This is a genomic window from Amycolatopsis magusensis, from assembly GCF_017875555.1.
Classification (GTDB): domain Bacteria; phylum Actinomycetota; class Actinomycetes; order Mycobacteriales; family Pseudonocardiaceae; genus Amycolatopsis; species Amycolatopsis magusensis.
Window position 1 is genome coordinate 6,293,488 of the sequence record NZ_JAGGMS010000001.1, and the last position, 25,326, is coordinate 6,318,813.

Consider the following 25,326-nt stretch of genomic DNA (forward strand, 5'->3'; position numbering starts at 1 on the left):
CGTGCGCGTGTTCAACCTGATCTGGGCAGGCCAAGGCGTCTCCCTCATCGGCTCGGCGATGACCACCTTCGGCATCGGCGTCTGGGTCTTCCTCGACACCGGCTCCCCCACCTACTTCGCCACCCTCATCCTCGCCGCCTCACTCCCCGCCCTCCTCGTCCTCCCCGTCGCCGGCGCACTCGTCGACCGCTGGGACCGCCGCCGCGTCATGCTCCTGTCCGACACCGGCGCCGCACTCGCCCCCGCCGGCGTCGTCCTCCTCCACACCACCGGCACCCTCCAGCTCTGGCACATCTACGTCCTCGTCGGCCTCGGCGCGATCTTCAAAGCCTTCCAATGGCCCGCCTTCTCCGCCCTCGTCCCGCAACTCGTCGCCAAGGACGACCTCGGCAAAGCCAACGGCCGCGTCTCCCTCATCGAAGCCGCAGGCCAGGTCTTCGGCGCCCTCCTCGGCGGCGGCCTCTACGCCCTCGTCGGCCTCCGCGGCCTCCTCGTCATCGACCTGCTCACCCTCGCCGCCGCACTCGGCACCCTCCTCTACTCCTTCCGCTGGCTCCCCACCGAACCCCGCCACCCCAGCACCGACCCCACCCCCGTCTCCCACCGCGACGAACTCCTCGAAGGCTGGCGCTTCATCCGCCGGCGCCCAGGACTCCTCGGCCTCCTGCTCTTCTTCGCCGCCAACAACCTGGTCATGGAAATGGCCATCGTGCTCGTCCCCCCACTCGTCCTCAGCACCCACACCCCCGCCGACCTCGGCATCGTCAACGCCATCGGCTGGACCGGCATGACCATCGTCAGCCTCCTCATCAGCACCACCCGCGGCCCCCAGCGCCTCATCCGCGCCATCCTCACCGTCGCCACCTGCCACGCCGTCCTCGTCCTCGCCATGGGCCTCGAACAATCCGTCTGGATGCTCGCCGCCGGCATGTTCGGCATCCTCGGCGGCTACGCCGTCACCAACGCCGCCACCTCCACCCTCTGGCAACTCAAAACCCCCCAGGACAAACAAGGCCGCGTCTTCGCCATCCGCCGCATGGTCGCCTGGTCCGCCGAACCACTCGCCTACGGCCTCGCCGGACCCGTCGCCCAACTCTTCGGCACCCCCATCGCGCAGAACCTCGGCCTCGGCCAAGGCGGCGGCATCGCCGTCGTCTTCCTCCTCGCCGGACCAGCGCTCCTGCTGGTGATCACCGCCACCTACCTGCGTCCCCGCGTCCGGCACGTCGAACGCGAACTTCCCGACGCGGTCGCCTTACCCGTGCCACAGACCTGATCTCCTAGACTGGGCCCCGATGCGACGGTATCGGTGGTGGGTGAGCGCGGGCGCGCTCGCGTTCGTGACGGCCCTGGTGGCGATCTTCGTGCTCGCCGGACCCGAATCCCAGCCCGGCAGGCCCCTCGAACCACCCGGCCCACCCGGCACCGGCCCCCTCACCCTCGTCACCCTCGGCGACAGCACCCTCTCCGGCGAAGGCGCCGGCCTCTACACCCCCGACACCAACGGCCTCAACGGCAACTGGTGCCACCGCTCACCCAACGCCACCGTGCACGAGACCCAGGTCCCCGACATCGAGACCAAGATCAACCTCGCCTGCTCCGGCGCCCCCTCCGCCCAGGTCGGCTTCGGCGACGCCAAGCAGTGGACCGAAACCTCCCAGGCCCAGCGCCTCGGCGAACTCACCACCACCCACCGCGTCGCCGCCGTCGTCATCGCCGTCGGCGCCAACGACGAACCCCACTTCTCCCAGCTCATCTCCGAGTGCTTCCAGTCCTGGTTCGACATCCGCGCCGCCCCCTGCAGCGAACGCCTCAAAACCGAATGGCAGCCCCGGATCGACGCCATGGTCCCCCGCGTCGTGACCGCCGTCGCCGACGTCAAGAAAGCCCTCGCCGACCGCGGCTACGACCCCGAGGACTACGACCTCGTGCTCCAGTCCTACGCCGCCCCCATCGGCCCCGGCATCCCCGAAGAGTTCCGCAACCTCAACGGCTGCCCCTTCCGCACCGAAGACCTCGACTGGGTCGCCGGCCCCGGCATCACCCAGCTCACCGAAGGCCTGCGCACCGCCGCCACCCAGACCGGCGCCCGCTTCCTCGACCTCTCCCGCGCCGGCGCCGGCCACGAAGCCTGCAGCGGCGGCCCCAACGCCGCCCAGGAATGGTTCAGCCGCCTCACCGTCCAGTGGACCGATCTGTCCTCTGTGGACCGCGCCAACCACGCGATCCAGGAATCCTTCCACCCCAACGCCGCGGGCCACGCCCAGTTCGGCCGCTGCCTCGGCGAATTCCTCACCGGCGAAGCCCCCACCGCCGCCTGCCTCAAAGGCGAAGACGGCAACCTCCACGCCACGATCTCACCCTAGGCGCGGTCCTGCGAGTCACGCTCGCGCTCTCCGCGCCCAGGCGGTCCCTGGCGGCACGGGCGAGTTCGGCCGAGTACGGCCAGTACGAGGCCGAATCGCCCGCACCGCCAGGAACCACCTGGATCACGAAGCCCATCGACCAGACTTACAGGACAGCGCCTAGGTACGGGGCAACCCCTCCAACTCCGCCATGTTCTGCTCGCCCCATTCGCCGAGCGGCACCATGGCGGCCAGCAACGAACGCCCGAACCCGGTCAGCGAGTACTCGACCTTCGGCGGCACCTCCCGGTAGTCCTCCCGGTGCACCAGACCCGCGGATCCCAACTCCCGCAACGACAGAATCAGCATCCGCTCACTGATCCCCGGCACCTCCCGCCGCACCTCGGCGAAACGCAGCGGACCGTCCTGCAACGCCCACAGGATCAACGCCTTCCACTTCCCGCCCATCACGTCCACCGCCGCGTCCAGGCCGCAGGTGTAGTTCCGCCGCTTCATCGACTCCCCCATACGAACAAAAATGTAGGTACTTCCCCCAAGGTACGCACCCGGCGAGGATCAGCGCATGCACAGCACAGACGTCACCGTCGCCGGCCTCGGCGCCATGGGAGCCGCGCTCGCCCAGGCACTCGTCGACGCCGGGCACTCGGTCACCGTGTGGAACCGCACACCCGGCCGCATACCCGCGCTCACCTCCCGCGAAGTACCCGACATCGACCGCGCCGTGGCCGCCAGCCCGCTCACCATCACCTGCCTCACCACCTACGACGCCACCCTCACCGCACTCGAACCCGCCGCCGGCGCGTTCACCGGCCGCACCCTGATCACCTTGAACAGCGGAACCCCCGCCGGCGCCCGCGAAATGGCGGCATGGGCCGCCGAGCACGGCGCCGACTTCCTCGACGGCGCGGTCAAGAACGTGCCGGACGCGGTCGGCGAACCCGGCACCCTGCTCTACTACAGCGGCGAGAAGGCCGTGTTCGACCGGCACGTCGAACTCCTGCGCGCCCTCGGCGGCGACACCGTGTTCCTCGGCACCGACGTCGACCTGGCCGCGCTGTACGAATCGGCCGTCGGCGGCACACTGTTGCCCGCACTGCTCGGCTTCTTCCAGGGCGCGGCGCTGGTCACCGCACGCGGCCTGCCCGCCGCCTCGCTCGTGCCGTACACGGTGAAGTGGCTGGAGATGATCGGCGCCGTGCTGCCCAGCCTCGCCGAGCACATCGACACCGGCGACTACTCCCGGCCCGCGTCCTCGCTCGGCCTGTTCTACGAAGGCATCGCGCACGACCACGAACTCGCGCGGGAGTCCGGCGTCGACTTCTCCTGGAACGCCCCGATGCACGACCTGCTCACCCGGGCCGTCGAACAGGGACACCGCGAGGACAGCATCGCCGTCCTGACCGAACTCCTTCGCTGACCTCGGTGCTGGTTTTTCAGCACCGGTGAGGATTTATCCCAATAAGCCCAGCGGTATAGGACGTTATACATTTGAATGGTCAGCCGTCTTCGGGATCCACCGCAGGGCCAGGGCGCCAAGCGCCAGGTGCAGGACTGCGGCCACCACGGCGACCGTGTGCAGACCGTTGACGAAGGCGGCCTTCGCCTCCTCCCCTACCCCGGCCGCCAACGGCAGCGCCAGTGTTTCGTCCACTGTGGGCGCGAGGCCGGGTCCCTGGAGCCGGAAGATCAGGGCGGCGAGCGAGCCGAGCAGCGCGATGCCGAGTGCGTTGCCGATCTCGTTGCTGGTCTCGGCGATCGCTCCCGCCGCCCCTGCCCGCGACGGCGGCACGGCGCCGACCGCGGTGTCGGCCACGACGGCGAACGAGATGCCGTAACCGAGGCCCGCGACCACAGTGGACGCGACGTACCAGCCGACCCCGCCCGTGGTCGCGGTCAGCACCAGCAACAACAGGCCGACCGCGATGGAGAAGTGGCAGGCCACGAGCGCGGCCCGCTTGCCGACGCGGTCGACCACCATCGGCGTCACGACGCAGGTGAGCGTGAGCACCGCGGCGCCGGGCAGCGCGAGCAATGCCGTCCGCAGCACCGGCAGGTCCAAAACGGACTGGAGGTAGACGCCCGCCAGATAGGCGGCCGCCGACCACGCCGCCAGCGGCAGCAACCCGGTGATGATCGCCACGGTGAAAACGCGGTCACGGAACAGCCTGAACTCCACCAGCGGGTGTTCGAGCTGCCGCTGTCGCCGGGCGAACCACGCCAGCAGCACCAGGCCCGCGATCCCGGCCAGCACCGGGACGACCGCGAGGCCCTCGGCGGCGGAGTGCTTGAGGGCGTAGACCACGAGCAGGAGCCCGGCCACCGAGGTCACCACGCTGACCACGTCGACGCGACCGGAGCGGACCGTCCGCACCTCGCGGAGCAGGATCGGCGCGAGGACCAGGAACAGGGCGAGCACGGGCAGATTGATCAGGAAGACCGAACCCCACCAGAACCGTTCCAGCAGCACACCGCCGAGCACCGGGCCGATCGCGAACCCGGCGGCGAACGCGGCGGCGAAGATCCCGATGGCCTGCGCCCGGCGCCGCGGATCGGCGAACAGTTCGCTCAGCACGGCCAGCGCCGACGGCAGCAGGGTCGCCCCGGCCACGCCCATCAGCGCGCGGGCGGTGATCAGCAGTTCGGCGTTCGGTGCGAAGGCCGCGACCGCCGAAGCCAGGCCGAAGACCGTCGTGCCGATCACGAGCAGCCGCAGCCTGCCGTACCGGTCGCCGAGGTTGCCGAAGGCGATCAGCAGGGAGCCGACCGCGAAGCCGTAGCTGTCGAGGATCCACAGGGCCTGATCGGCGCTCGGGGTGAGGGCCTGGCCGATCCGGGGCATCGCCAGGAACAGGATCGAGCCGTCCATCGAGACCAGCAGGACCGGGCCGAGGATCACCAGAAGCCCGGCCCAGGCTCGCAGGCCGGGCGGGTTGTGCGTGTGCTGTCGGGACATGCCGCCGAATCTCCGGCAGAGCGCGAAGCCCAGCCATCCCCGCGTCGTGGGTAGACCCAGCAGGTACACCCACGGCACGCGCACGCCGCCTACGCTCGAGGTCGTGGAGAGCCTCGGAGGATTCCTGAAGAGCCGCCGCGGCCGGGTCACCCCGGCCGAGATCGGCCTGCGCACCTACGGGACCGCCCGCCGGGTCCCCGGACTCCGCCGCGAGGAGCTCGCCCAGCTCGCGGGCGTGAGCGCCGGGTACTACACCCGCCTCGAACAGGGCCAGGCCGAAACGGCCTCCGCGCAGGTGCTCGACGCGCTCGCCCGGGTGCTGCAACTCGATCCGGTCGAAACCCTCCACCTGCACAACCTCGCGCGCCGATCATCGAATCCCGGTCTCAGCGAACCGCCACCGGAAGTGCTGCACCCGCGGGTTCTCGCGCTATTGGAAGGTCTCGCGGACGCGATGCCGGCGTTCGTGCTGGGGCGGCGTGGCGACGTTCTCGCGTGGAACCGCACCGGCCACGCGCTCTTCGCCGGGCACCTCCCCTTCGACGCGCCCGAGGACCCCGCGCGCCGGCCGTCCATCCCGCGCCTGTTCTTCCTCGACCCGCTCCTGCGCGACCTGCACCACAACTGGGCCGAACTCGCCCGCATCCACGTCGCCTACCTGCGGCTCACCGCGGGCCGCTTCCCCACGGACGCGCGCCTGGCGGCGTTGATCGGCGAACTCACCATGCGCAGCGACGAGTTCGCGACGCTGTGGGCGACCGGGGACGTCGCCGACTGCACGGTCGGCGCCATGGACCTGCGCCACCCCACCGTCGGCGCGGTCGACGTCACCTACCAGGTCTGGCTCCAGCCGGACAGCCCCGGCCACCGGCTCGAGATCTACACCCCGAACGACCCGGCCTCCGCCGACGCCCTGCGGCTCCTCACCCACCAGAGCCATCGGGACCCGGCAGGCGCTGCTCGGCCTCGTCGATCAGCGACCACGCCAGGGTGATCAGCTCCCGCGACTGCTCCCCCTCGGCGTGGTTGGCCGCCGCCCACGGGTGCCACAGACCGCCCGGCCAGGTGAACTGGTCCGCGTACCGCGTCCCCAGCCCGGCATCCACGCGCCGCAGGGCGAGCAGCGCCCATTCCTGGTCGTACCGCGACTTCAGCTGCCGCAGGTAGCGGTCCAGGTAGGTGGCCAGGATCGCCGCGTCCGCGGTGGCGCCGAGCCGGGCCAGCGCGTAGCAGTAACCCTGCCCGGCGTAGACGCGGTCGCTCTCCAGCAGCAGCTCGCCGATCCGCCTGCGGAACACCTCGCGGCGGCTCACCCCAACCAGCCAGGCCGCGGTGAGCATCGGCCGCCAGTTCCCCTCGTCGAGCATCAGGCCCAGCTCTTCGTCGGTAACGCGCGCGGCGTCCTCGATCAGCTGCCCGACGAACTCGTCCCGCCGCGGCCCCAGCCCGATGAAGTTGCCGTGCAGCAGCTGGCTGTACCGCGGGCGCGCACCGTCACCGAGCACGTACCGATCGCTGACCTGCCTGATGTCCTCCACCCCAGTCATGCCACCGAGTCTGACACGACCGGATCAGCCGGTGGTGGCGATCCGCGGAGCCTGGAACTGGTGGTGCCCCGAGCCGACCGTCACCGTCAGCACCCCGTCGGCGTAGGAGGACGCCAGACCGGCTTCACCGCCGGTGACCGCCGACGCCGACGCGGCCGGGATCTCCACCTCCGCGGTCGTGTTCACCGGGACTTCGACCGACAGCCGGAAACCACCGGAATCGTTGCTCCAGGACGACTTCACCGGCCCATAGGCCGAATCGAACGAACCGGCGCCGCTGGTCAGCCCACCGCCGGGCCGCGGCGCGATCCGCGACTTGTGGTACCCGGGCTCGAGCGCCGAGATGCCACCGATGTGCTGGTACATCCACTGCCCCACGGCGCCATAGGCGTAGTGGTTGAACGAGTTCATCGCGGGATCGCCGAAGCTGCCGTCCGGGTTGATCGAGTTCCAGCGCTCCCACATGGTGGTGGCGCCCATCTTCACCTCGTAACCCCACGACGGGTACTCCTGCCGCATCAGCAGGCCGTACGCCCGATCGAACCGGTCACTTCCGCTCAGCGCGGGCAGTAACCACGGCGTGCCGAGGAAGCCGGTGGTGAGCGCACCACCGCGCGAGTCGATCTTTTCGACGAACCGGTCCGCGACCTTAGCCCGCAGCTCCGCCGGGACCAGGTTCATGCCCAATGCCAGCGCATACGCCGTCTGGCTGCCACCGGAAACCACCCCGTCGCCATTGACGAAGGCCTGGGTGAACGCCGCGCGGATTTCGCCGGACAGGGCTGCGTAGGTGTCCGCGTCGGCCTGCTCCCCCAGCGCCCGAGCCATTTCCGAAAGCATGCGCGCGTTCTCGGCGAAGTACGCGGTGCCGAGCACCCCGCTCGGCGTCGGATCGTCGAGGTTGAGCCAGTCCTCGAACCGGCCGCGCCCGTCGTCGATCAGGTCCGGGCCCGCTCCCCCGCGCACGAACTCGAAAAACCGCTTCATCGACGGGTAGTGCTCGCGCACGGTCGCCGTGTCGCCGTACGCCTGGAACAACGCGTACGGCACGGTGATCCCCGCGTCGCTCCAGCCGACACCACCGGGACCGGCATTGGCCGGATCCGGGGCCACGCACGAATAGTCACCGTTCTCGCGCTGGGTGGCGCGCAGATCGCCGAGCCACTTGCGCAGGAACGCGCGGGTGTCCTGGTTGTACGAAGCGGTCGGCGCGAACACGTTGATGTCACCGGTCCAGCCGAGGCGTTCGTCGCGGGCCGGGGTGTCGGTCGGCACGGACAGGAAGTTGCCGCGCTGCCCCCAGGTGATGTTGCTCTGCAACTGGTTCAGCATCGGGTCCGAGGTGCTCAGGCTCCCGGTCTTGCGCAGGTCCGAACCCCAGACGACGCCCTCGACCTCGTCCACCGCCGGTGGGGCGACGCCGGTGATCTCGACGTAGCGGAACCCGTGCTGGGTGAACGTCGGCCGGTGGTCGACCGGGCCGTCGGCGGCGAAGACGTACCGGTCGGTGGCCGCGGCACCCCGCAGGTTCTCGGTGTACAGCGTACCGTCGGGATTGAGCACCTCACCGTGGCGGATGGTCGCGGTCTGCCCGGCGGTGCCGGTCAGCCGGACCTGGGTCACGCCGACCAGGTTCTGCCCGAGGTCGTAGACGAAGGTGCCCGGTTTCGGCTCGGTACGGGCGATCGCCGGCTTCCGCTCGGTCTCGCGCACGGGTTCGTCGGGTTGCGGCACCACGCGGGCGGTCGCCGATTCGGCCGTATCCGGCGCGGTCCACGCCGACTCGTCGTGGCCGGGATTGTTCCAGCCGGGCCGCGCCAGCCGCGCGTCGTAGGTCTCCCCCGTCTGCAGATCGGCGAGCACGAACGGGCCGGGCGCGGTACGCCAGGAGGTGTCCGTGCGGACCCAGTCGTGGCTGCCGTCGGTGTAGTCGACGCGCAGTTGCGCCACCACCGCGGGGTTCGAGCCGTAGACGCCCGGCGGGTGGTTGCCGACGCGGCCGGCGTACCAGCCCGGCGCCAGCGCGATGCCGAAGGCGTTGGCGCCCTCGCGCACCTGCGCGGTGATGTCGTAGGTCTGGTGCTGGACGCGCGTGCGGTAGTCGGTCCAGCCGGGCGCCAGCTCCTGGTCGCTGACCTTGACCCCGTTGAGGCTCAGTTCGTACACCCCGAGCGCGGCGCCATACGCCCGCGCCTGCTTCACCTCCTTACCCGCCGGGACCACGAACTCCTTGCGGTACAAAGGAAGACTGGGCCGGTGGGTGTACAGCACCTCGGCGGTGACCGACAGGTCCAGCCCTTCCGGGCCGACGGTGCCGCCCGAGAACGGGTTCCGACCGTCGGCGAAGTCGACCTCGGTGAGCGTCGTGCCGTCGGCACCGGTGACGGTGGCCCGGTGGATGACCGCCTTTTCCTGTCCTTCGTTGGCGTTCACCACGCGGTAGCCGAAGGTGCCCGCAGCGAAGTCGGCCACCGCTCGCTGGTCCACCCGGGTGCCGTTGACCGAGGTGGTGACGGTCTCGCCGGCGGCCGCGACCGTGAAGCGCGTGCGCCCGGCGAGCAACTGTTCCTGGGTCACCGCGGCGGAGATGTCGACGATGGCGAGCAGGTTGTACGTACCGTTGATCCGATTGTGCACCCGGAGTTTCGGCAGGCCGGTGCCATCGGCGACGCTGAGCTGCCACAGGTAGCCGTTCTGCCCGTCCGGCGCGCGGAAGAACACCCCGGCGGCCAGGGCCCTCAGGCTCAGTTCGGTGTCCACGGTGTAGTCGGCCCAGCCGAGGGCCTCGTCGTGGTCGGTGAGCCAGGCCGCGCCGCCCCAGTCCGCTTCGCCGAACAGGCCGGTCTCGAACCACGCCGGCTCGCTCCACCGGCTCTCCCGGCCGACGCCGTCCCAGACCCGCACCTGCCAGAAGTACCGGGTCTGCGACCGCAGCGCCGGGCCTTCGTAGGCGATGTCGAACTGACGCGCCGAAGCGACCCGGCCACTCGTCCAGACCTCGCCCGATTCGGGCGTCTCCCCCACCCGCAGTTCGTAGGCGCTCTGCACGACGTTCTGTTCGTCCGAAATGGACGCCCAGCCGAAGTGCGGTGCCTCCCCGCCGATGCCGAGCGGGCTGATCCGATCGTTCACGGTCAGCGCGCCGACGCCGATCCCGTCACCGGCGGCGGCCGGGAGGGGGACGAGCAAACCGGTCAGCACCACCACCGCCGCCAACACCGCGCGCACGCCTCTGCCACGAACCGGACTCATCGCACTACCTGCCTTCCGAACGGGGAACGCGGGGCTTTGAAACGATTCACTCCGGCATTCGACGCTATGTGAGCCAGATCACGACAGTCAATACTCGTGGTGCGGCCGGTTCCGGACAGGTGCGGTGGAACGGTCGGGACCATGTACTCGATTCCACTGGGGGACGCCGAGCTCGGCCCGCTCGAGCCGTGGCACGCCGAAGAGTTCCTCGCCAACATCGACCGCGGCCGGGAGTTCATCGGCCAGTACGTCGGCCTGCCGGACCTGGTCACGGACCTGGCGTCCAGCCGCGCCTACCTCCAGTCGTACGCGGACAAGGCCGCGAGCGACACCGGCAGGCTCCACGGCATCCGCCGCGACGGCACGCTCGTCGGCGGCGTGCTCTTCCGGACGATGGACCTCACGCAGGGCGTCGCCGAAGCCGGGTGCTGGCTCGAACCCGCGGCGTCGGGCCAAGGCCTGGTGACCAAGGCGGCGCGGGTGCTCATCGACTGGGCGATCGAAGAACGCGGCATCCACCGCGTCGAATGGCGCGCCGCGTCGAAGAACGAAGCCAGCATCGCGGTCGCCCGCCGGCTCGGCATGCGGCGCGACGGCGTGCTCCGGGAGTACACCCTGCACCGCAGCGAGCGGTTCGACCTCGAAGTCTGGTCTGTGCTGGCCCCGGAATGGCAAGCTCAGAGCGCGGCTGAATAGGTCGTTATACACCTGGCTCGGTGTCGAAGGCCCGCATCGCGGTCTGCAGCGCCTCCCGGACCACCACGGCGAGATCGCTCCAGTCGGCCCGCCCGCCCTCGGCGTAGTGCTCGACGGCCGCGCGGACCGCGCCGTTCACGATAGCGGCCAGCACGCGGGCCTGCAGGTCCCCTGCGGCTCTGCCGGTCGAGCGCGCGATCGTGTCGGCGAACACCAGCTCCGCGTCGTTGTGCGCCCGCAACCAGACCGCCCGCAACCCCGATTCCTCCTGGGCCAGGCGCACGAGCGCGACCATCGTGGGCACCTCGGCGACCGTCGCGCGCGCCGCCTCGTCGAAGGCCGCCGTGATGTCCTCCCCCGGCCGCCACTCGCTCAGCACCCCGGCCAGCAGGTCGATCCCGGCGGTCAGCAGCGGCTGGACGCTGTCCTCCTTGCCGGTGGCGTAGCGCCAGAACGTGCGCACCGAGATGCCGGCGGCCGCGGCGATGTCCTCGACCGAGGTGGCCGCGACCCCGCGCGTGGTGAACAACCGCACCGCCGCACGCGCGATCTCCAGGCGCGTCTCCGCCTTGCGCCGCTCGGTGAGCGGCGGCCGTCCCAGCGTGCTCCGGTCCCCCACGGGCCCAGCCTACTATCTGGCACACTGTGCCTTAAATGTCACCACGCGCCAGAAAGTAGGTCTCCATGAGCGGACTCGAGCACAGCAGCGTGATCGTCACCGGCGCGGCGGCGGGGATCGGCCGCGCGGCCGCACTCCGCTTCGCCGCGGAAGGCGCCAGGGTGGTGGTCGCCGACCTCAACGCCGAAGGTGCCGAAGCGGTGGTCGCGGAGATCACCGGCTCGGGCGGCACCGCGGTGGCCGCCGTGGGCGATCTGAGCGAGCAGGCCGTCGTGGACCGGGTCACCGTGACCGCCGTGGAGTCGTTCGGCGGCATCGACGTGCTGGTGAACAACGCCGGGATCATGGACGCGATGACCGCGGCCGCCGACGTCACCGACGAGGAGTGGGAGCGGGTGCTGCGGATCAACCTGACCGCGCCGTTCCTGCTGAGCCGGGCGGTCCTCCCCCACCTGCTGGAACGCGGGAAGGGCGCCATCGTCAACACCGCGTCGGAGGCGGCGCTGCGCGGCAGTGCCGCCGGTACCGCCTACACCGTGTCGAAGCACGGCATCGTCGGGCTCACCAAGTCACTGGCGATCATGTACCGCGATTCCGGGATCCGCACGAACGCCATCGCCCCCGGCGCCACCATGACCGCCATCGCCACGCAACTGCCCCGCGAAGGCCACGGCCCGTCCGCGCTCGGCCCCTACCTGGGCAACTTCGGCCGGATCTCCGACCCCACCGAGCAGGCCGAGGTGATCGTGTTCCTCGCCTCCGACGCCGCGAGCAATCTGAACGGCGTGATCCTGCCGGTGGACAACGGGTGGTCAGCGGTCTGAATCAGCGGCCGAATCGGCGTCGACCGGATCACGCGGGTATTCGCCCTTGGCCCGTTCGAGCACCGTGCCGAGCACGCCGAAAGCGATCATCCCCACGCCGAGGCCGAGGTGCAGCCAGTTGTCGGCGTTGTTCAGCGGGATGAAGTTCGTCGGGCTCTCGTCGTCCAGCGCCACCCCGTAGATCCACAGCACCACGTACAGGCCACCGCCGATCATCAGGAACGCGCGAGCCGGACCGGGCGCGAAGAACGCGGCGATGCCGAGCACGCCGAACAGCAGGTGCACCAGGTTGTGCAGCACCGAAACCTGGAACGCGCCGAACAGCTCCGCCTCGGAGTGCGGGCCGGCGAAGTGGAGGTCACCGCCGGTGATGCCGGGGATGAACCCCAGCAGGCCCACCACCAGGAAGGCGATGCCGACGAGCAGGGCGAGGACCTGGATCGGGCGACGTGAAGTACGCATTTTCGATTGCCTCCAGTTCGGTCCACCCCGCTGTACCCGCTACGTTCGCCTTCATGCGGGTGGTGACCTTCAACGCGCTGACGCCCGAACTCGCGGACTGGCCACGCCGCCGCAAGGTGATCGCCGAGGGCATCCGCGCGCTGGCACCCGACCTGATCACGCTGCAGGAAGTGGGCGACGACATCGTCGGACTGCTCGGGCCGGGGTGGCACTTCGCCTGGCATTCCGGCCGGGATGACGGTGTCGGCGCGGTCGCCGCGAGCCGGTGGCCGCTGGGGGCGGTGCACGAACTGGACCAGCGACCGGCGGGCCGGGAAGTCCGGTCCGCCTGGTGCGCCACGGTCGCCGCCGAGGTGCTGGCGCCGTCGCCGTTGTGGCTGGTGCACCACAAACCGAGCTGGCCCTACGGTTACGAAGCCGAACGCGAGCGGCAGGCGGTGGCCGCGGCGCGGTTCGTCGAGCGGCTGGTGCCCGACCCGGCCACCACCGTCGTGCTCACCGGCGACTTCGATGCCGAACCGGACTCGGCCAGCGTCCGCTTCTGGACCGGCAGGCAATCGCTCGACGGTATGAGCACTTGTTACGTCGACGCCTGGCGCGCCAAGCACCCGGACGACGCCGGGCACACCTTCTCCCCGGCCAACGTCCTCGTGCGCGACGGGGACATGCCCGCCGAGGCGGGTCGGCGAATCGACTACGTGATGCTGCGCGCCGGAATCCACGGCCCGCCGCTGGCCGTCGCGGAGTGCCGCCGGGTGTTCACCGAACCGGTCGGCGGTGTGCAGGCGAGCGACCACTACGGCGTCTTCGCCGAGTTCGAAGCCGTGCCGCGCAGCCCGGGCGACCTGACCGCGTTGAGAAGCCACGAAGCTGGTTCCCCGCAGAGCTAGAATCCTCGCTCATGGAGCTGAGGCAGCTGGAGTACTTCGTCGCGGTCGCCGAGGAGCGGAACTTCACGCGTGCGGCCGAGCGGGTGCACATCAGCCAATCCGGCGTCAGCGCCCAGATCCGCCAGCTCGAACGGGAACTGGGTGCCGAGTTGTTCGACCGGTCCGCCCGCACGGCCACGCTGACCGTCGCCGGCAAGGCCGCGCTCGAGCACGCCCGCACCGCGCTCGCCGCGGCCGGTTCCCTCAGCCAGGCGGTCGGCGAGGTCACCGACCTGATCCGCGGCAGGCTGACGATCGGCATGGTGATCGGCTGCACCGTCACTCCCCTGTTCGACGCGCTCGCGGCCTTCCACCGCGCCCACCCCGGCGTCGAGCTCTCGCTGCTGGAGGACAACTCCGACCGGCTCGTCGAGGGAGTCCGCGACGGCACGCTCGACCTCGCGCTCGTCGGCACCGCGGTCGCCACCCCGGCCGGGCTCGACGCGCTCACCATCGTCAGCGACCGGCTGGTCGCGGTCGTCCCCGAGGACCACCCGCTCGCCCAAGCCCCGCGGGTCGGGCTGCGGGAACTGGTCGAGCACCCGCTCATCTGCATGCCGCCCGGCACCGGTCTGCGCACGGTCTTCGACCAGGCCTGCGCGGCCCAGGACCTCCACCCCGGCATCGGCCTGCAGGCCAGCGCCGCCGACGCGATCGCCGATCTCGCCGCGCGCGGGCTCGGGGTCGCCGTGCTGAGCGAATCGATGGCCGCGAGCTACCGCGACCGCCTGACCACGCGACTCCTCGACGACGTGGACGTCCCGGCGCTGCTGGCATTGGTGTGGAAGGGGACGAGCAGTCCCGCCCTCCGTGAACTGCTCCGGCACAGCAGGCAGGCGTTCTCCTTCAGCGATGTCGAAACGGCGCCGGTGCGTTCGTCGAGTTCGTAAAGGAGGTCATCATGACGAACGCACCTGGCCGCCCGCCCGTGGTCGATCGGGCCACCTGGCAGACCGCGCGCGATGAGCTGCTGATCCGCGAGAAGGCCCACACCCGTGAGGGCGACGCGATCGCCGCGGCTCGGCGCCGCCTGCCGATGGTCGAGTTCGACGGGACGGTCGAGATCGCCGGACCCGACGGGCCGATCCCGTTCCTGGACCTGTTCGAAGGCCGCGACGAACTCGTGGTCTACAAACACATGTGGCACGACGGTGTACCGCCTCACGGGCAGTGCCCCGGCTGCACCACCACGGCCTGGCACGCGAGGGACGCGGCCTACCTCAACGCGCGCGGCGTCTCGTTCGCCGTCCTGACCACGGGCCCGTGGGACGAGGTGGCGCCCTTCGTCGAATTCATGGGCTACACCGAGCCCTGGTACTCGGTGCGCGGCCTGGACGAACCGATCGGCGGCGACATGGGGTACCTCGCCTGCTTCCTGCGCGACGGCGACCGCGTTTTCCTCACCTACTCCACGACGGGCCGCGGCAACGAGCCGGCCAACAGCTCCCTGGGCCTGCTGGACATGACGCCCTACGGCCGCGGAGAAGCGTGGGAGGACAAGCCCGGCGGCTGGCCGGAGGGCCGGGCGTCGTGCTGGTTCTGGAGTTCGGACGCGGACGGGAACGCCACCTGGGGCGCGACCGGCCGTCCCGTGCCGCAGTGGACCCGCCCCGGCGCCACGCGGGTCGAATCCCCTGGCCGGCACCACTGATCCGGGCCTCCGGCCAGCGACTTCGCCGACGCCCTCGCCGCCAAGGCCTTCTTCGACGGCATCTCCTACCTCGGCACCTGCTGCCCGGCCGGGCCAATGCTATGAGTGGGGCATTACTAGCAATGAACGCAAGTAATGCCCCACTCCTAGCGTTCAGTCCCCGGGGTCGTGCTCCACGAGAGGCCGGGTGTGTTGACGCATCAGAGCGGCGCTGAATAAGTCGTTATACACCTGTCGTGGCCTCCGTGGCGCGTGCCGCGAGCAGGCGGGTTTGCTCGATCAACTCGGGCGGGCCTTCGACCTGGTACGGCACCCCGACCGCGGCGACGGCCACCGCCAGCCACGCCCAGTCGTCGGCGCCGGTGACGTAACGGCAGGTCCCGTCGTCGAGCGGGGTGAGCGCCCCGGCTTCGGCGCGCAGGTGTTCGGCGACCGTCTCGACCGGGGCCTCGAAGCGGATCGCCGCTCCCCCGGTGCCGCCGCCGGCGAACATCGTCACGCCGTCGGCCGGCAGCTCGCGCGGGCGGAAGGTGGTGCCCGGCACCGCCACCGCCGAGATCCGGTCGAGCCGGAACGTGCGCCAGGCCGAGCGGTCGCGATCGTGGCCCAGCAGGTACCAGCGGCGGCCGAGCAGCACCTGGCGGTACGGCTCGACGCGGCGCCGCGAACGAGCGCCGTCGCGATCGACGTATTCGAACTCCACGTGCTGGTGCGCGGTCGCCGCGGTGGCCAGCGCGGCGACCACCGCCGAATCCGCTCCCGCCACCGGTCGCGTGCCTTCGGTCGCCGCGGAGATCGCCTCGGTCCGGTACCGGAGGCGCTGCGGCAACGCCTGTTCCAGCTTGCGCAGCGCGCTCCCGGCTCCGGGATCGCCGGTGGCCAGCGCGGCGAACCGCAGGCCGACCACCGCGGCCACCGCCTCGTCGTCGGTGAACATCAGCGGGGGCAGCGCCCGCCCGGCCACCAGCCGGTAGCTCCCGCCCGGCCCCCGCTCCGAGCGCACCGGGTACCCGAGGTCCCGCAGCCGGTCGAGGTCCCGCCGCAGCGTGCGCGGGGACGCGCCGAGGCGCTCGGCGAGTTCGGCACCCGGCCAGTCGCGGCCGCTCTGCAGCAGCGACAGCAGTTCCAGCATGCGTTCACCCGGCCCGGACATGCCGAGCAGGATAGTGAGTCACCCGCGGCGGAGGAGGCGTTCGGTGAGGACGACGGTGACCTCCTCCCCCGCCTGCTTGCCGATCGCCTTGCGGACCTCCGCGCGGACGGGGAGCTTGTGCCGCCCGTCGCCGAGGGGCATGAAGGCGCTCTCGAAGGGGTGCCCGTCGATGGTGCCACGGACCTTGACCAGGCCCCGCGTACCGAAGTGGGCCGCGGAGCCCGGCCAGACCAGGTACGTGTGCCCGCCCTTCGCGGGACTCTTCTCCAGGGTCGCGGTGAAGCGCTGGTCCAGCTCGCTGATTGGGTTCATCATGCTGGTTGTACGCGGCCGGCTTCCCGATTTCGACACGGGACGCGGATCAGTTCCGGAGGAATTGTTCCGGCCGCAGCGCCCGCGCCACCACGCGCGTGTCCCCCACCCAGCCGTAGAAGCCGTGCCCGTAGGACAGGGCGAACTGCGTCGCCCCGATGACGAACGGCTTGCCGAGTGTGGCGATGCCACGTGACTCCGCCGAAGCGTTGCGGGCGATCGGCGAGCCGTCGACGTACACCGTGGTGCGGCGGGCGTCGTTCACCACCGCCACGTGCGTCCACCGGCCGGTCGGCAGCGCGTGGCTCCACGAGGTCGGGTCCGCGTCGGTGTGCTTCGGGTAGACCACGAACTGCAGGAACCGCTCGCCCGAGAGGTTCAGGCTGCACGTCGGTTCCTCGGGCGACCAGCCGCTCGTCTTGCCCGCGTCCCCCGCCCGGCCTTCCCAGCTGAGGATGCCCATGAACGCGTGGTCTCCGGTGAACGGCTCGGGCAGCTTGATGAAGGTCTCGATGGTGTAGCCGTCCAGGAACGGCATGCCGTTGATCGGCGCGTCCTGCCCGGTGCGCAGCACCGCCCCGCGGTTCGGTGCCTTCCCGCCGTCGAAGCGGAGGCTGGCGTGCGCGGGCTGCCCGTCGTGGTGTTCGGCGGACCAGGTGAGCACCTCGGGCGCGCTGCCGTGCAGCCGCTCGGCCCGCAGGTCGTTGCCCTGCCCGGTGAGGTCGCGGGCGACGGTGCCCGGGGCCACCGGCGAGCCGTCCGGCCCCGGCGAGGTGCCCGCCGCGTCGAAGCGCCAGTACGCCACGGTGCCAGGCACCAGCACCGCCGACGGCGGGCGCGGCGGCGGCACCACCGGCGGTGCGAACGCGGCGAACCGCCGGTCGAAGTCGAGCTCGACGCTGAACCGCTCGACGTCCCCGCTCAGCTCGACGTGCTCGGCCTGCAACGCGCTGCGCTGCTCCGGCCGCTGACCCAGCAGCCACGGCGAGAAGGTCTCCACGTCGATCACGTTGCGCACGAGGTCGAACCGGTAGTACCGCAGCATCCCGGCACCGCCGTAGTACCGGTCCTGGTAGTTCGTGATGTGCACGTGGACCGGATTGCCCGCGTCGTTGGTCAGGGTGGTGCGCCCGCACGGCCAGTAGTGCCCGTTCAGCGTCAGGAAGATCTGGTCGTTGCCGCGGATCAGGCGGTTCCACAGCAGGTCGCCGTAGCCCGACAGCGCCGCCTGGCCCTGCTCGTCGGCCGAGGCGATCTCGTGCGTGGTCAGGATCGCGGGCAGCGTGGGGTGCTGGTCCAGGACACCCTGCGCCCAAGCGATGCCGCGCTCGGAGATCCGCCAGTCGAGCGCGAGCACCAGCCACTGCCTGCCGCCGCCGGTGAGCACGTGGAAGCTGTGGTAGCCGTCCGGCGACGAGCCGCCGTAGGTGGGCATCCGGCGGAACCGGTCCGGGCCGAAGGTGCGCAGGTACGGGGTGGCGCCGCGCTGGTCGTCCCCGGAGACGTCGTGGTTCCCGGCGAGCACGCTGTAGGGCAGGCGCCCGTCGATCGTGCGGAAGACCTCGTCGGCGGACCGCATCTCCGCCTCGGTGCCGTGCTCGGTGACGTCGCCGAGGTGGGCCAGGAAGACGATGTTGTCCTCGCGGCGCTTGCGCAGCAGGAACATCAGCGTCTCGCGCACCGGGCCCGGGTCGGAACCGCCCTCGTCGAACAGGTACTGCGTGTCCGGCAGCACGGCGAGGGTGAACCGCGGGTCCTGCGGGTCGACCGGCCCCGCCGGTTCCGCCGCCTGCGCCACGCCACCGGGCCACAGCGCCGACGAAACCGCTACAGCTGCGGGCGCGCCGACAGCGGCACGCAACAGCGATCGTCGCCCAAGATGACGCGGGGTGGTCTCGTCCACGGTTCCTCCAAGATCGGGTTCGCCGGGACAGCGTTCACCCGTTTGCTGGCCCGTTCGTGACGCGGAGTCAAACCACCGGCGAACAACCGCGACACGAATGGGCGAGCCTCACCCGAAGAGCTTCTCGATGTGACCCGAGATGGCGACCACCAGCGGCGCGAACTGCACCGCGCCGCCGAGCAGCGACCGGACCTTCTCCCACCGGCTCTTCGCCACCGCGGCGTTCACCTCGGCCGCAGCTCCCCGATCACGCAACGCCCGGACGTCCTCGGTGAGGTCCGCGAGACTGTCCTCGACCACCTCTCGTCCGCGCAGGTCGGTCCGGCCGACCCCCGCCCGCAACTGGTCGAGCAGGGCGATCAGCTGGTCGGGGACCACCACGGCACCACCGCTGACCGCGACCACCACCCCGTCATTGCGGCCGGCCTGGACGATCGGAGCGGTGCTGTCCCCGCCGATGTCGATCCGGTTGTGGTAGCGCTCGCTCACCGGTTCCCCCCGTTCTTCGATTCCCCGGGCTTTTCGCCGCCGCGCGCCCAGATCGAGCCGTCGTTGCGCCCGCTCTGCACGATCGGCGCGTGGTTCGGCCCGTGGATGTTCACGCCGTTGTTGACCACCACGGACGCCTGCTGCTCGAACGTGGCCGCGGAGTAGCCCGCCGCCCGCAGCATCCGGCTGATCGTCGGCAGGATCCGGCTGTCCAGGATCTTGTCGTAGCGCTCCACGTCCAGGAGCTGGAAGTACCCGGAAAGAGAACCGGCGGCCAGCTCCCGCAGGCTCTTCGACGCCCCATAGCGCTCGGGGTCCAGGACCCCGGCCTCCCGCTTGGGCCGCGGGATCCACGAACAGAGGTTCCAGACGCGCGCGGGCATGGTCGCGGGCAACTTGAGCCAGTCCAGCAGTGCCTGTTTCACCGGGGTGAAGGAGCCGGCTCGCATCTGGTCCAGCGCGCGGTACTCGGGGCGGAGCGGCGTCAGCACGCACGGCGTCCACTCGAGGTACAGCGTGCTGTCGCAGACCGCGACGTGCAGGTAGAAGGTCAGCACCAGGTCGCGGTCCCAGGTCTCGACCTGGGCGGACAGGTAGTACCGAGCCCACTCCCGTGGCGCCAGCCGCACGCGGTCCAGCTCTTCCCGGTCCAGGTAGCCGTTCGGCGGCGCGTCCGGATCCGGCAGGTAGGGCACCGCCTGCGGGGTGTGGAAGTGGTCGACGAGTTCGGCGGCGGGCACGAAAACCGTTCCACCGACCCGCAGCTCGCGGAACCGGTTGTCCGGGGACAGTTCCGAGGCTTCGCGGAGCTCTTCGATGGCCCGGCGGATGCCGTCGTACACCGATGCCGTGCTGAGCGGACCGGCACCGTCGCGTTTCCCCTCGCGCAGGCGTTCCAGCGGGATCGCCATCGACCACGGATCCCGCACCGCCCCTGAACCGACGAACGGGTTGTACCCCCGGTAGACCACCAGTGGCGCGGCGTCGCCACCGGGCGCCGGCCGCTGGTACCGCTGTACCTGCCCGTCGTAGAAGCCGCCGAACAACTCCGCCGCGGGCGCGCGCCCGGTATCCCGCGCGCCGCGGCTGAACTTCGAAACGAGCAGGTGCCAGGTCGACCACCGCTGGAAGACCAGCACGCCCAGCCCGGCCAAGGCCATCAGCAGGCCGACGAGGATCTGGACCGTGTCGTCGTCCGCGGTCCGGGTCGTGGATCTCGAAGCCGGAGATCCGTCGAGAAGTGCCGTCACCAACTCGGTTTCGAGGACGAACGGGACCAATGCGAGGGCAAGCAGCCCGACCACCACCCGCGGGGAGATCTTCGGCCCGTCCTGGGCGGCGCGGCGCACGAAGTCGACGGCGGCCACCACCAGCGCGAGAACGATCCACCCGATGAGCAGTACGGTCCCCCAGCTCACCACCACGAAGACCAGCATCGCCAGGAAGGCGAGCCCGTCGAAGAGCTTGCTCCTGACCCGTGCCTGCACGGCCTCGCCGAGCACCTTGGCGGCGTCGACCCCCGGCGACGGCGGCACCGCACGCGTCGGCTCGACGAGGTACTCCTTGAGCGCGGCGTTGGCGTACCCGGGGTCGAGGTGGGCCGCGGCGCAGAGGTACCTCGTGGTGTCGTCCGGCGCGGTCCACTGTGGAGCCGGTGGCGCGTATGTCCCGTGGTGGGTCATGATTTCCCTTCCTCGTCGATCACGGCGTCGCGTTCTCCAGCATCGCGCCGAGGACGGGCGCGAACTCGCTCCAGCGGTCCGCCGGTGCGTGCGCGTACACGAAGTACTCGATACCCGCCGTACGCCAGTACACCGACCGCACGTACCGTCGGCCTTCTGGCGCACGCCACTCGAATTCCCACTCGACCGCCTCGTGCCCGTGCGCATTCGCGCGACTCAGGCCGTACAACTGATAACCGGGCCTTTTCGCGATCTTCCGTTCGTAATCCAGGTGGTAGGAGTAGATGTCGCTGGAATATTCCGGCGCGGCGCCACCGAATTTCAGCACCACGCGCGAGTCGGCCGGATTGTTCGCCTGCATGCTGCCCGGTTCCGGCAACGTGCTCAAGGGCCACCCCCTGGGCACCACGGTGATGAGTCCCGCCGGTCCGCGTACCCGCTCCCCGTCCGGCGCGCTCGTGCTCGTCGGCACTGGAACCGTTGTGGTGCTTGAATTCGGGCTTGGTGTCGCAGTCGGCCAGAACTCTGGTGACGCTGTCGGTGATCCACCGGGCGCCAGTGCCCATCCCGCGTAAACCGCGCCGCAAACCGCCAAATTGCTCACTCCGGCGAGGACAGCGACCGCACGCGAACCGAGCCCAGCCGTAGATCGCAAAAACTTCACCTTCCGGTTCGGGGCGATTTCCGGCTTGCACTTCGACGGCCGGTTCGTGCATGGTGGGTCGAATACCGGCGGAGGAGTGTTACAAGTGCACGAAGACAACACCGGAAATCACCCGGATCGGGGAATGTCCACGGCCGAGCTGGAACGGTTGTTCACCCACGACCAGGGGGATCCCGGCATTCGTCGAGAGCTGGGCTGGGCACTCTGCCGCGACGCGTTCGACGCCTGCAGCGTCACCAGGGACCAAGCCCGGGTGATCACCAGTGCGCGGCAACGCGAGGTCTGCGACCGCGCCGCGCGCCGGATCCTCGACCTCGAGACGGGTGATCGGGGACTGATCGAGAAGGCCGCGGGGATGCTGGACGAAATCCGTGCCGGGGACCGGTGGCACTGGCACCCCCGCGCGAGCGCGGCTGTCCTGCTGGCCGTCACCGTGCTCGGCGGGCTCACCGCAGTCAGTTTCGCCGCGATGGCCGAACTCCCCGGCGTCGCCGCGCTGGCCGCCCTCATCGCCAGCCTGCTGCTCGCGGTGGTCGTCGTGCGGTACCGGCGGGAACACTGGCGCACACGGGCAGAGCGACTGCGTCCCACCGTGTGGCGCCAGGGTGTCTGATCACCACTCACCTGGTGCGCGGGAATCGGCCCACGTGACGGCGAAGTACTCATGGCCCCGGATGCGGAACTCGGCTGCGCGAGTGCGGGCTTCGACTGCGCGAGTGTGGAGTTCGGCCGCGCGAACGTGGGGTTCGGCTGCACGAGTGTGTAGTTCGGCTGCGCGAGTGCGGGTTTCGGCTGCGCGAACGTGAGGTCCGGCCGCGCGAGTGTGGGGCTCGACTGCGCGAACGTGTAGTTCGGCTGCGCGAACGTGGGGTTCGGCTGCGCGAACGTGGGGTTCGGCTGCACGAGTGTGTGGTTCGGCTGCGTGGACGTGGGGGCGGCTGGGCGGGTGTGTGGGGGGCGTGCTGGTGGGGGTTAGGGGTCGGGGGTGTGGTCGCTCAGGGCGGTGTAGCCGAGTTCCAGGCTTTGGCGGAACAAGGGGTGCTGCACGGCGGGGATCGCGGTGAGCAGGTCCTGTTCGATCGACTCGACGAGCGGGTCGCAGTCGTCCAGGAGGGCTTCGCCGGCGGGGGTGAGGCCGATCAGCAGCACCCGCCGGTTCGCCGGGTCGCGGGTGCGTTCGATGTGCCCGCGTTCCTCCAGCCAGCGCACCATCTCGTTCATCGTCTGCGGGGTGACGAACGAGCGGCGCGCCAGCTGCGCCGACGACAGGCCCCGCCGCCGGCGCAGGGCGGTCAGCGCGGTGAACTGCAGCGTGGTCAGCCCTTTGGGGCGCAGTGCCTCGTCCATCCGCGCGCGGATCGCCAGCTCCAGCCGCTTGACCAGGTAGAGGGTGAGCGGTTCGGCCATGGGGTGATCGTGCCCGAGCACCTCCGTCACCCGATCCGGTACCCGGGTCACGCGTACCCCGCCCGCAGTTCGGCCTTGCGGATCTTGCCGGAGCCGGTGCGTGGCAGCTCGTCGCGGAACTCGATGTACTTGGGCACCTTGTACCCGGCGAGCCGTTCGCGGAAGTGCGCGCGCAGCTCGTCGGCGCTCAGCCGTGCGTCCGGCCGCAGCACGACCACCGCGCGCGGCACCTCGCCCCACTTCGGGTCCGGGGCGCCGATCACCGCGCACAGCTCGACGTCCGGGTGGTCGAGGGCGGCGGCCTCCACCTCGGCGGGGTAGATGTTCTCCCCACCCGAGATGATCATGTCCTTGAGCCGGTCGACCACGGTGAAGTAGCCGTCACCGTCCACTGTGGCCACATCACCGGAGTGCAGCCAGCCACCGGCCAGCGCCTGGTCGGTGTCCGCCGGGCGGTTCCAGTAGCCGAGCATGACGTTCGGCCCGCGCACCACGATCTCCCCGCGCCCGCCGGGCGGCACCGGTTCCCCGGCCGGGTCGACCACGCGCACGTCGGTGAAGAACGACGGCACCCCGGCGGACCCGGCCTTGGTGCGCACGGCCTCCGGGTCGAGGATCAGCACCCCCGGCGCCGCTTCGGTCATGCCGTAGCCCTGCACGAAGGTGAGCCCGCGGTCCAGATAACGCCGGATCGTCGCGGGCGGCACCGGCGCGCCACCGCACAGCATGGTCCGCACGCTGGACAGGTCGGCCGACGCCCAGCCCGGCTGCGCGGCCATCGCGTCGTACATCGCGGGCACGCCGAACAGCAGCGTGACCCGGTGCCGCTCGATCGCCGCCAGTGCCGCGGCCGGGTCGAACGCCTCCATCAGCACCGCGGTCCCACCCTTGAGCAGGGTGGGCAGGCAGGTCATGCCCAGCGCGGCGGTGTGGAACAGCGGCGCGGCGATCAACGCCACCTCCCCACCGGACAAATCGGACTCGACCAGCACGTTGACGCAGTTCCAGGTGAGGTTGCCGTGCGAGAGCACCGCGCCCTTCGGCCGTCCCGTACTGCCGGAGGTGTACATGATCAGGCACGGGTCGCCCAGCCCCACCGGTTCGTCCGCCGGCGCGGCCGTGCCGAGGGCGAACTCCTCGTAGGCCGCGCCGCCGACGACCAGGCATTCCCGCAGCGCCGGGGCCGCCGCGTCCACCAGCGGACCCACCGCCTCGGTGTGCACCAGCACGGACACCCCGGCGTCGCCGAGCACGTACGCCAGTTCCGGCGCCGCCAGCCTGCTGTTGACCGGGACGAAGACCGCACCCAGTGACGCGGTGGCGAACAGGGTCTCGAGGTAGGCGGGGTGGTTCGGGCCGAGGTAGGCGACCCGGTCACCCCGCCGCACGCCGAGCGAGCGGAACCCCTGCGCCAGCGCGGCCGTCCGGGCGGCGAGCGCGGCGTAGGACAGCGACCGCTCGCCGTGCACCAGCGCGATCCGGCCGGGCGTCATCCGCGCCCGCCGCACCGGCCACGAGCCGAGGCCTTCGTCGCGCATCAGTCGTTCCGGTAAGCCGAAAGACCGGGCCGGTAGGCCTTTTCGTCGAGGAACTGGGTCATGCCCTTCTGGCGGCCGTGTTCCGGGTCGAGGAACTGCGACTGCTCCAGCTTGGCGTAGAGGTAGTCCTCGGCCTGCTCCCACGGCATGTCCTGGGCGATCTTGTAGCCCACCTTCGCCGCCCGCAGCACCACCGGGTTCATCGCGGCCAGCTTCGCCGCCAGCTCACGGGTGCGCTCACGCAGCAACTCGGCCGGCACCGCTTCGTTGACCAGCCGCATCTCCGCGGCACGACGGCCGTCGAACGGCTCGCCGGTCATGATGAAGTACAGCGCGTCCCGCTGGCTGACCGTGGCGGCCAGCGCCCGGCTGACCACCCCGCCCGGCGGGATGCCCCAGTTCACTTCGGACAGTCCATATTGGGCGTCCTCGGCGGAGATCGCCAGGTCGCAGGCCACGAGCGGGGTGAACGCGCCACCGAAGCACCAGCCGTTGACCATCGCGATGGTCGGCTTCGACCAGGTGGACAGCCGCTTCCACTGCCATTCGGCGCTGGCCCGGCGGACGCGGATCTGCACCGCCGGGTCACCCGACTCGTCCACCTCGCGGAAGTACTCACGCAGGTCCATGCCCGCGGAGAAGGCTTCGCCCGCGCCGGTGAGCACCAGCACGCGGCAGCGCGGATCACCTTCGAGCGCGTCGAGCGTGCGCACCATCTCGTCGTTGAGCGCCGGGTTCATCGCGTTGCGCTTCTCCGGGCGGTTGAGCGTGACCCAGGCGATGCCCTCGTCGAACTCGACGAGCACGTTCCGCCCCCAGGGCGTTTCGGCGGAGTCGCGGTCGGTGGCGGGTGCGGACATGGGTTTCGGTCCTCTCTCA

Annotated in this window: 25 protein-coding genes; 10 read left to right on the forward strand and 15 right to left on the reverse strand. The window is 70.7% G+C overall.

Annotation, left to right across the window (positions count from 1 at the left end; all coding sequences use genetic code 11):
• The first annotated feature begins 1 nt into the window (after position 1).
• On the forward strand, positions 2-1,276 hold the full coding sequence (locus JOM49_RS27995; RefSeq protein ID WP_209667188.1) for an MFS transporter: 1,275 nt from the start codon (positions 2-4) through the stop codon (positions 1,274-1,276).
• Positions 1,277-1,295: 19 nt separating this feature from the next.
• Positions 1,296-2,366, forward strand: a complete 1,071-nt coding sequence (locus JOM49_RS28000; RefSeq protein WP_209667189.1) for a GDSL-type esterase/lipase family protein — start codon at positions 1,296-1,298, stop codon at positions 2,364-2,366.
• Positions 2,367-2,525: 159 nt separating this feature from the next.
• Here the strand turns inward: JOM49_RS28000 and JOM49_RS28005 are convergent, their stop codons facing one another.
• Positions 2,526-2,861 carry a winged helix-turn-helix transcriptional regulator gene (locus JOM49_RS28005; protein WP_209667190.1) on the reverse strand — a complete coding sequence of 112 codons (336 nt, stop codon included), beginning with the start codon at positions 2,859-2,861 and terminating at the stop codon, positions 2,526-2,528.
• 67 nt (positions 2,862-2,928) lie between these two features.
• Between JOM49_RS28005 and JOM49_RS28010 the strand changes: the two genes are divergently transcribed.
• A complete protein-coding gene (locus tag JOM49_RS28010) occupies positions 2,929-3,783 on the forward strand; it encodes an NAD(P)-dependent oxidoreductase (protein ID WP_209667191.1) in 855 nt (284 codons plus the stop codon).
• 63 nt (positions 3,784-3,846) lie between these two features.
• Here the strand turns inward: JOM49_RS28010 and JOM49_RS28015 are convergent, their stop codons facing one another.
• Positions 3,847-5,319: an MFS transporter gene (locus tag JOM49_RS28015; RefSeq protein ID WP_209667192.1), complete on the reverse strand. Its 1,473-nt coding sequence runs from the start codon at positions 5,317-5,319 to the stop codon at positions 3,847-3,849.
• Between the two features lie 103 nt (positions 5,320-5,422).
• Here JOM49_RS28015 and JOM49_RS28020 point away from each other — a divergent pair, with 103 nt between their 5' ends.
• Entirely contained in the window at positions 5,423-6,313 is an 891-nt protein-coding gene (locus JOM49_RS28020) for a helix-turn-helix domain-containing protein (RefSeq protein ID WP_209667193.1), read from the forward strand.
• Here the strand turns inward: JOM49_RS28020 and JOM49_RS28025 are convergent.
• Entirely contained in the window at positions 6,243-6,866 is a 624-nt protein-coding gene (locus tag JOM49_RS28025) for a DUF6000 family protein (protein ID WP_209667194.1), read from the reverse strand. The genes JOM49_RS28020 and JOM49_RS28025 overlap by 71 nt on opposite strands.
• Positions 6,867-6,890: 24 nt before the next feature.
• Positions 6,891-10,118 (reverse strand): family 78 glycoside hydrolase catalytic domain, encoded by a 3,228-nt coding sequence (locus tag JOM49_RS28030; RefSeq protein WP_209667195.1) that lies wholly within the window; start codon positions 10,116-10,118, stop codon positions 6,891-6,893.
• Between the two features lie 141 nt (positions 10,119-10,259).
• On the opposite strand from JOM49_RS28030, the gene JOM49_RS28035 reads away from it, so the two are divergent.
• Positions 10,260-10,814, forward strand: coding sequence for a GNAT family N-acetyltransferase (locus tag JOM49_RS28035; protein ID WP_209667196.1), 555 nt, complete (start codon positions 10,260-10,262; stop codon positions 10,812-10,814).
• Between the two features lie 4 nt (positions 10,815-10,818).
• On the opposite strand, the gene JOM49_RS43865 is transcribed toward JOM49_RS28035, so the two are convergent.
• Positions 10,819-11,433: a TetR/AcrR family transcriptional regulator gene (locus JOM49_RS43865; protein WP_209667197.1), complete on the reverse strand. Its 615-nt coding sequence runs from the start codon at positions 11,431-11,433 to the stop codon at positions 10,819-10,821.
• Positions 11,434-11,498: 65 nt separating this feature from the next.
• Here JOM49_RS43865 and JOM49_RS28045 point away from each other — a divergent pair, with 65 nt between their 5' ends.
• The gene (locus tag JOM49_RS28045; protein WP_209667198.1) at positions 11,499-12,257 is read left to right on the forward strand and encodes an SDR family oxidoreductase; all 759 of its coding nucleotides are present in this window, start codon (positions 11,499-11,501) and stop codon (positions 12,255-12,257) included.
• Here the strand turns inward: JOM49_RS28045 and JOM49_RS28050 are convergent.
• Positions 12,246-12,719: a DUF4383 domain-containing protein gene (locus tag JOM49_RS28050; RefSeq protein WP_209667199.1), complete on the reverse strand. Its 474-nt coding sequence runs from the start codon at positions 12,717-12,719 to the stop codon at positions 12,246-12,248. The two genes, JOM49_RS28045 and JOM49_RS28050, sit on opposite strands and share 12 nt — an antisense overlap.
• Before the next feature lie 53 nt (positions 12,720-12,772).
• On the opposite strand from JOM49_RS28050, the gene JOM49_RS28055 reads away from it, so the two are divergent.
• From JOM49_RS28055 to JOM49_RS28065, 3 genes are read left to right on the forward strand one after another with little or no spacing between them, the layout of a single operon-like run.
• Positions 12,773-13,609, forward strand: coding sequence for an endonuclease/exonuclease/phosphatase family protein (locus tag JOM49_RS28055; protein ID WP_209667200.1), 837 nt, complete (start codon positions 12,773-12,775; stop codon positions 13,607-13,609).
• 11 nt (positions 13,610-13,620) lie between these two features.
• Positions 13,621-14,538 carry a LysR family transcriptional regulator gene (locus tag JOM49_RS28060; RefSeq protein ID WP_209667201.1) on the forward strand — a complete coding sequence of 306 codons (918 nt, stop codon included), beginning with the start codon at positions 13,621-13,623 and terminating at the stop codon, positions 14,536-14,538.
• A gap of 11 nt (positions 14,539-14,549) precedes the next feature.
• Entirely contained in the window at positions 14,550-15,299 is a 750-nt protein-coding gene (locus tag JOM49_RS28065; RefSeq protein ID WP_209667202.1) for a DUF899 domain-containing protein, read from the forward strand.
• Between the two features lie 223 nt (positions 15,300-15,522).
• On the opposite strand, the gene JOM49_RS28070 is transcribed toward JOM49_RS28065, so the two are convergent.
• From JOM49_RS28070 to JOM49_RS44490, 6 genes are all read right to left on the reverse strand, one after another.
• A complete protein-coding gene (locus JOM49_RS28070) occupies positions 15,523-16,452 on the reverse strand; it encodes a helix-turn-helix transcriptional regulator (protein WP_245369505.1) in 930 nt (309 codons plus the stop codon).
• An 18-nt stretch (positions 16,453-16,470) separates the two neighbouring features.
• Positions 16,471-16,764, reverse strand: coding sequence for a DUF1905 domain-containing protein (locus JOM49_RS28075; RefSeq protein ID WP_245369506.1), 294 nt, complete (start codon positions 16,762-16,764; stop codon positions 16,471-16,473).
• 49 nt (positions 16,765-16,813) lie between these two features.
• On the reverse strand, positions 16,814-18,667 hold the full coding sequence (locus JOM49_RS28080; protein WP_209667203.1) for a LamG-like jellyroll fold domain-containing protein: 1,854 nt from the start codon (positions 18,665-18,667) through the stop codon (positions 16,814-16,816).
• A 108-nt stretch (positions 18,668-18,775) separates the two neighbouring features.
• On the reverse strand, positions 18,776-19,156 hold the full coding sequence (locus JOM49_RS28085; RefSeq protein ID WP_209667204.1) for a hypothetical protein: 381 nt from the start codon (positions 19,154-19,156) through the stop codon (positions 18,776-18,778).
• On the reverse strand, positions 19,153-20,838 hold the full coding sequence (locus tag JOM49_RS28090; protein ID WP_209667205.1) for an AbeC-like domain-containing protein: 1,686 nt from the start codon (positions 20,836-20,838) through the stop codon (positions 19,153-19,155). The genes JOM49_RS28085 and JOM49_RS28090 overlap by 4 nt, the downstream gene beginning before the upstream one ends.
• A gap of 19 nt (positions 20,839-20,857) precedes the next feature.
• Positions 20,858-21,604 carry a serine/threonine kinase C-terminal domain-containing protein gene (locus tag JOM49_RS44490; protein WP_504740018.1) on the reverse strand — a complete coding sequence of 249 codons (747 nt, stop codon included), beginning with the start codon at positions 21,602-21,604 and terminating at the stop codon, positions 20,858-20,860.
• Between the two features lie 22 nt (positions 21,605-21,626).
• Here JOM49_RS44490 and JOM49_RS28100 point away from each other — a divergent pair, with 22 nt between their 5' ends.
• Complete coding sequence (locus JOM49_RS28100) at positions 21,627-22,115, forward strand: hypothetical protein (RefSeq protein WP_209667207.1); 489 nt, start codon at positions 21,627-21,629, stop codon at positions 22,113-22,115.
• A gap of 359 nt (positions 22,116-22,474) precedes the next feature.
• Here JOM49_RS28100 and JOM49_RS28105 read toward each other — a convergent pair whose 3' ends face one another.
• The 3 genes from JOM49_RS28105 to JOM49_RS28115 are packed head-to-tail and all read right to left on the reverse strand — an operon-like array spanning position 22,475 to position 25,307.
• On the reverse strand, positions 22,475-22,909 hold the full coding sequence (locus JOM49_RS28105) for a MarR family winged helix-turn-helix transcriptional regulator (RefSeq protein ID WP_209667208.1): 435 nt from the start codon (positions 22,907-22,909) through the stop codon (positions 22,475-22,477).
• 47 nt (positions 22,910-22,956) lie between these two features.
• The gene (locus tag JOM49_RS28110; protein WP_209667209.1) at positions 22,957-24,447 is read right to left on the reverse strand and encodes an acyl-CoA synthetase; all 1,491 of its coding nucleotides are present in this window, start codon (positions 24,445-24,447) and stop codon (positions 22,957-22,959) included.
• Complete coding sequence (locus JOM49_RS28115; protein WP_209667210.1) at positions 24,447-25,307, reverse strand: p-hydroxycinnamoyl CoA hydratase/lyase; 861 nt, start codon at positions 25,305-25,307, stop codon at positions 24,447-24,449. Before JOM49_RS28115 ends, JOM49_RS28110 begins: the two co-directional genes overlap by 1 nt.
• Between the last annotated feature and the right edge of the window lie 19 nt (positions 25,308-25,326).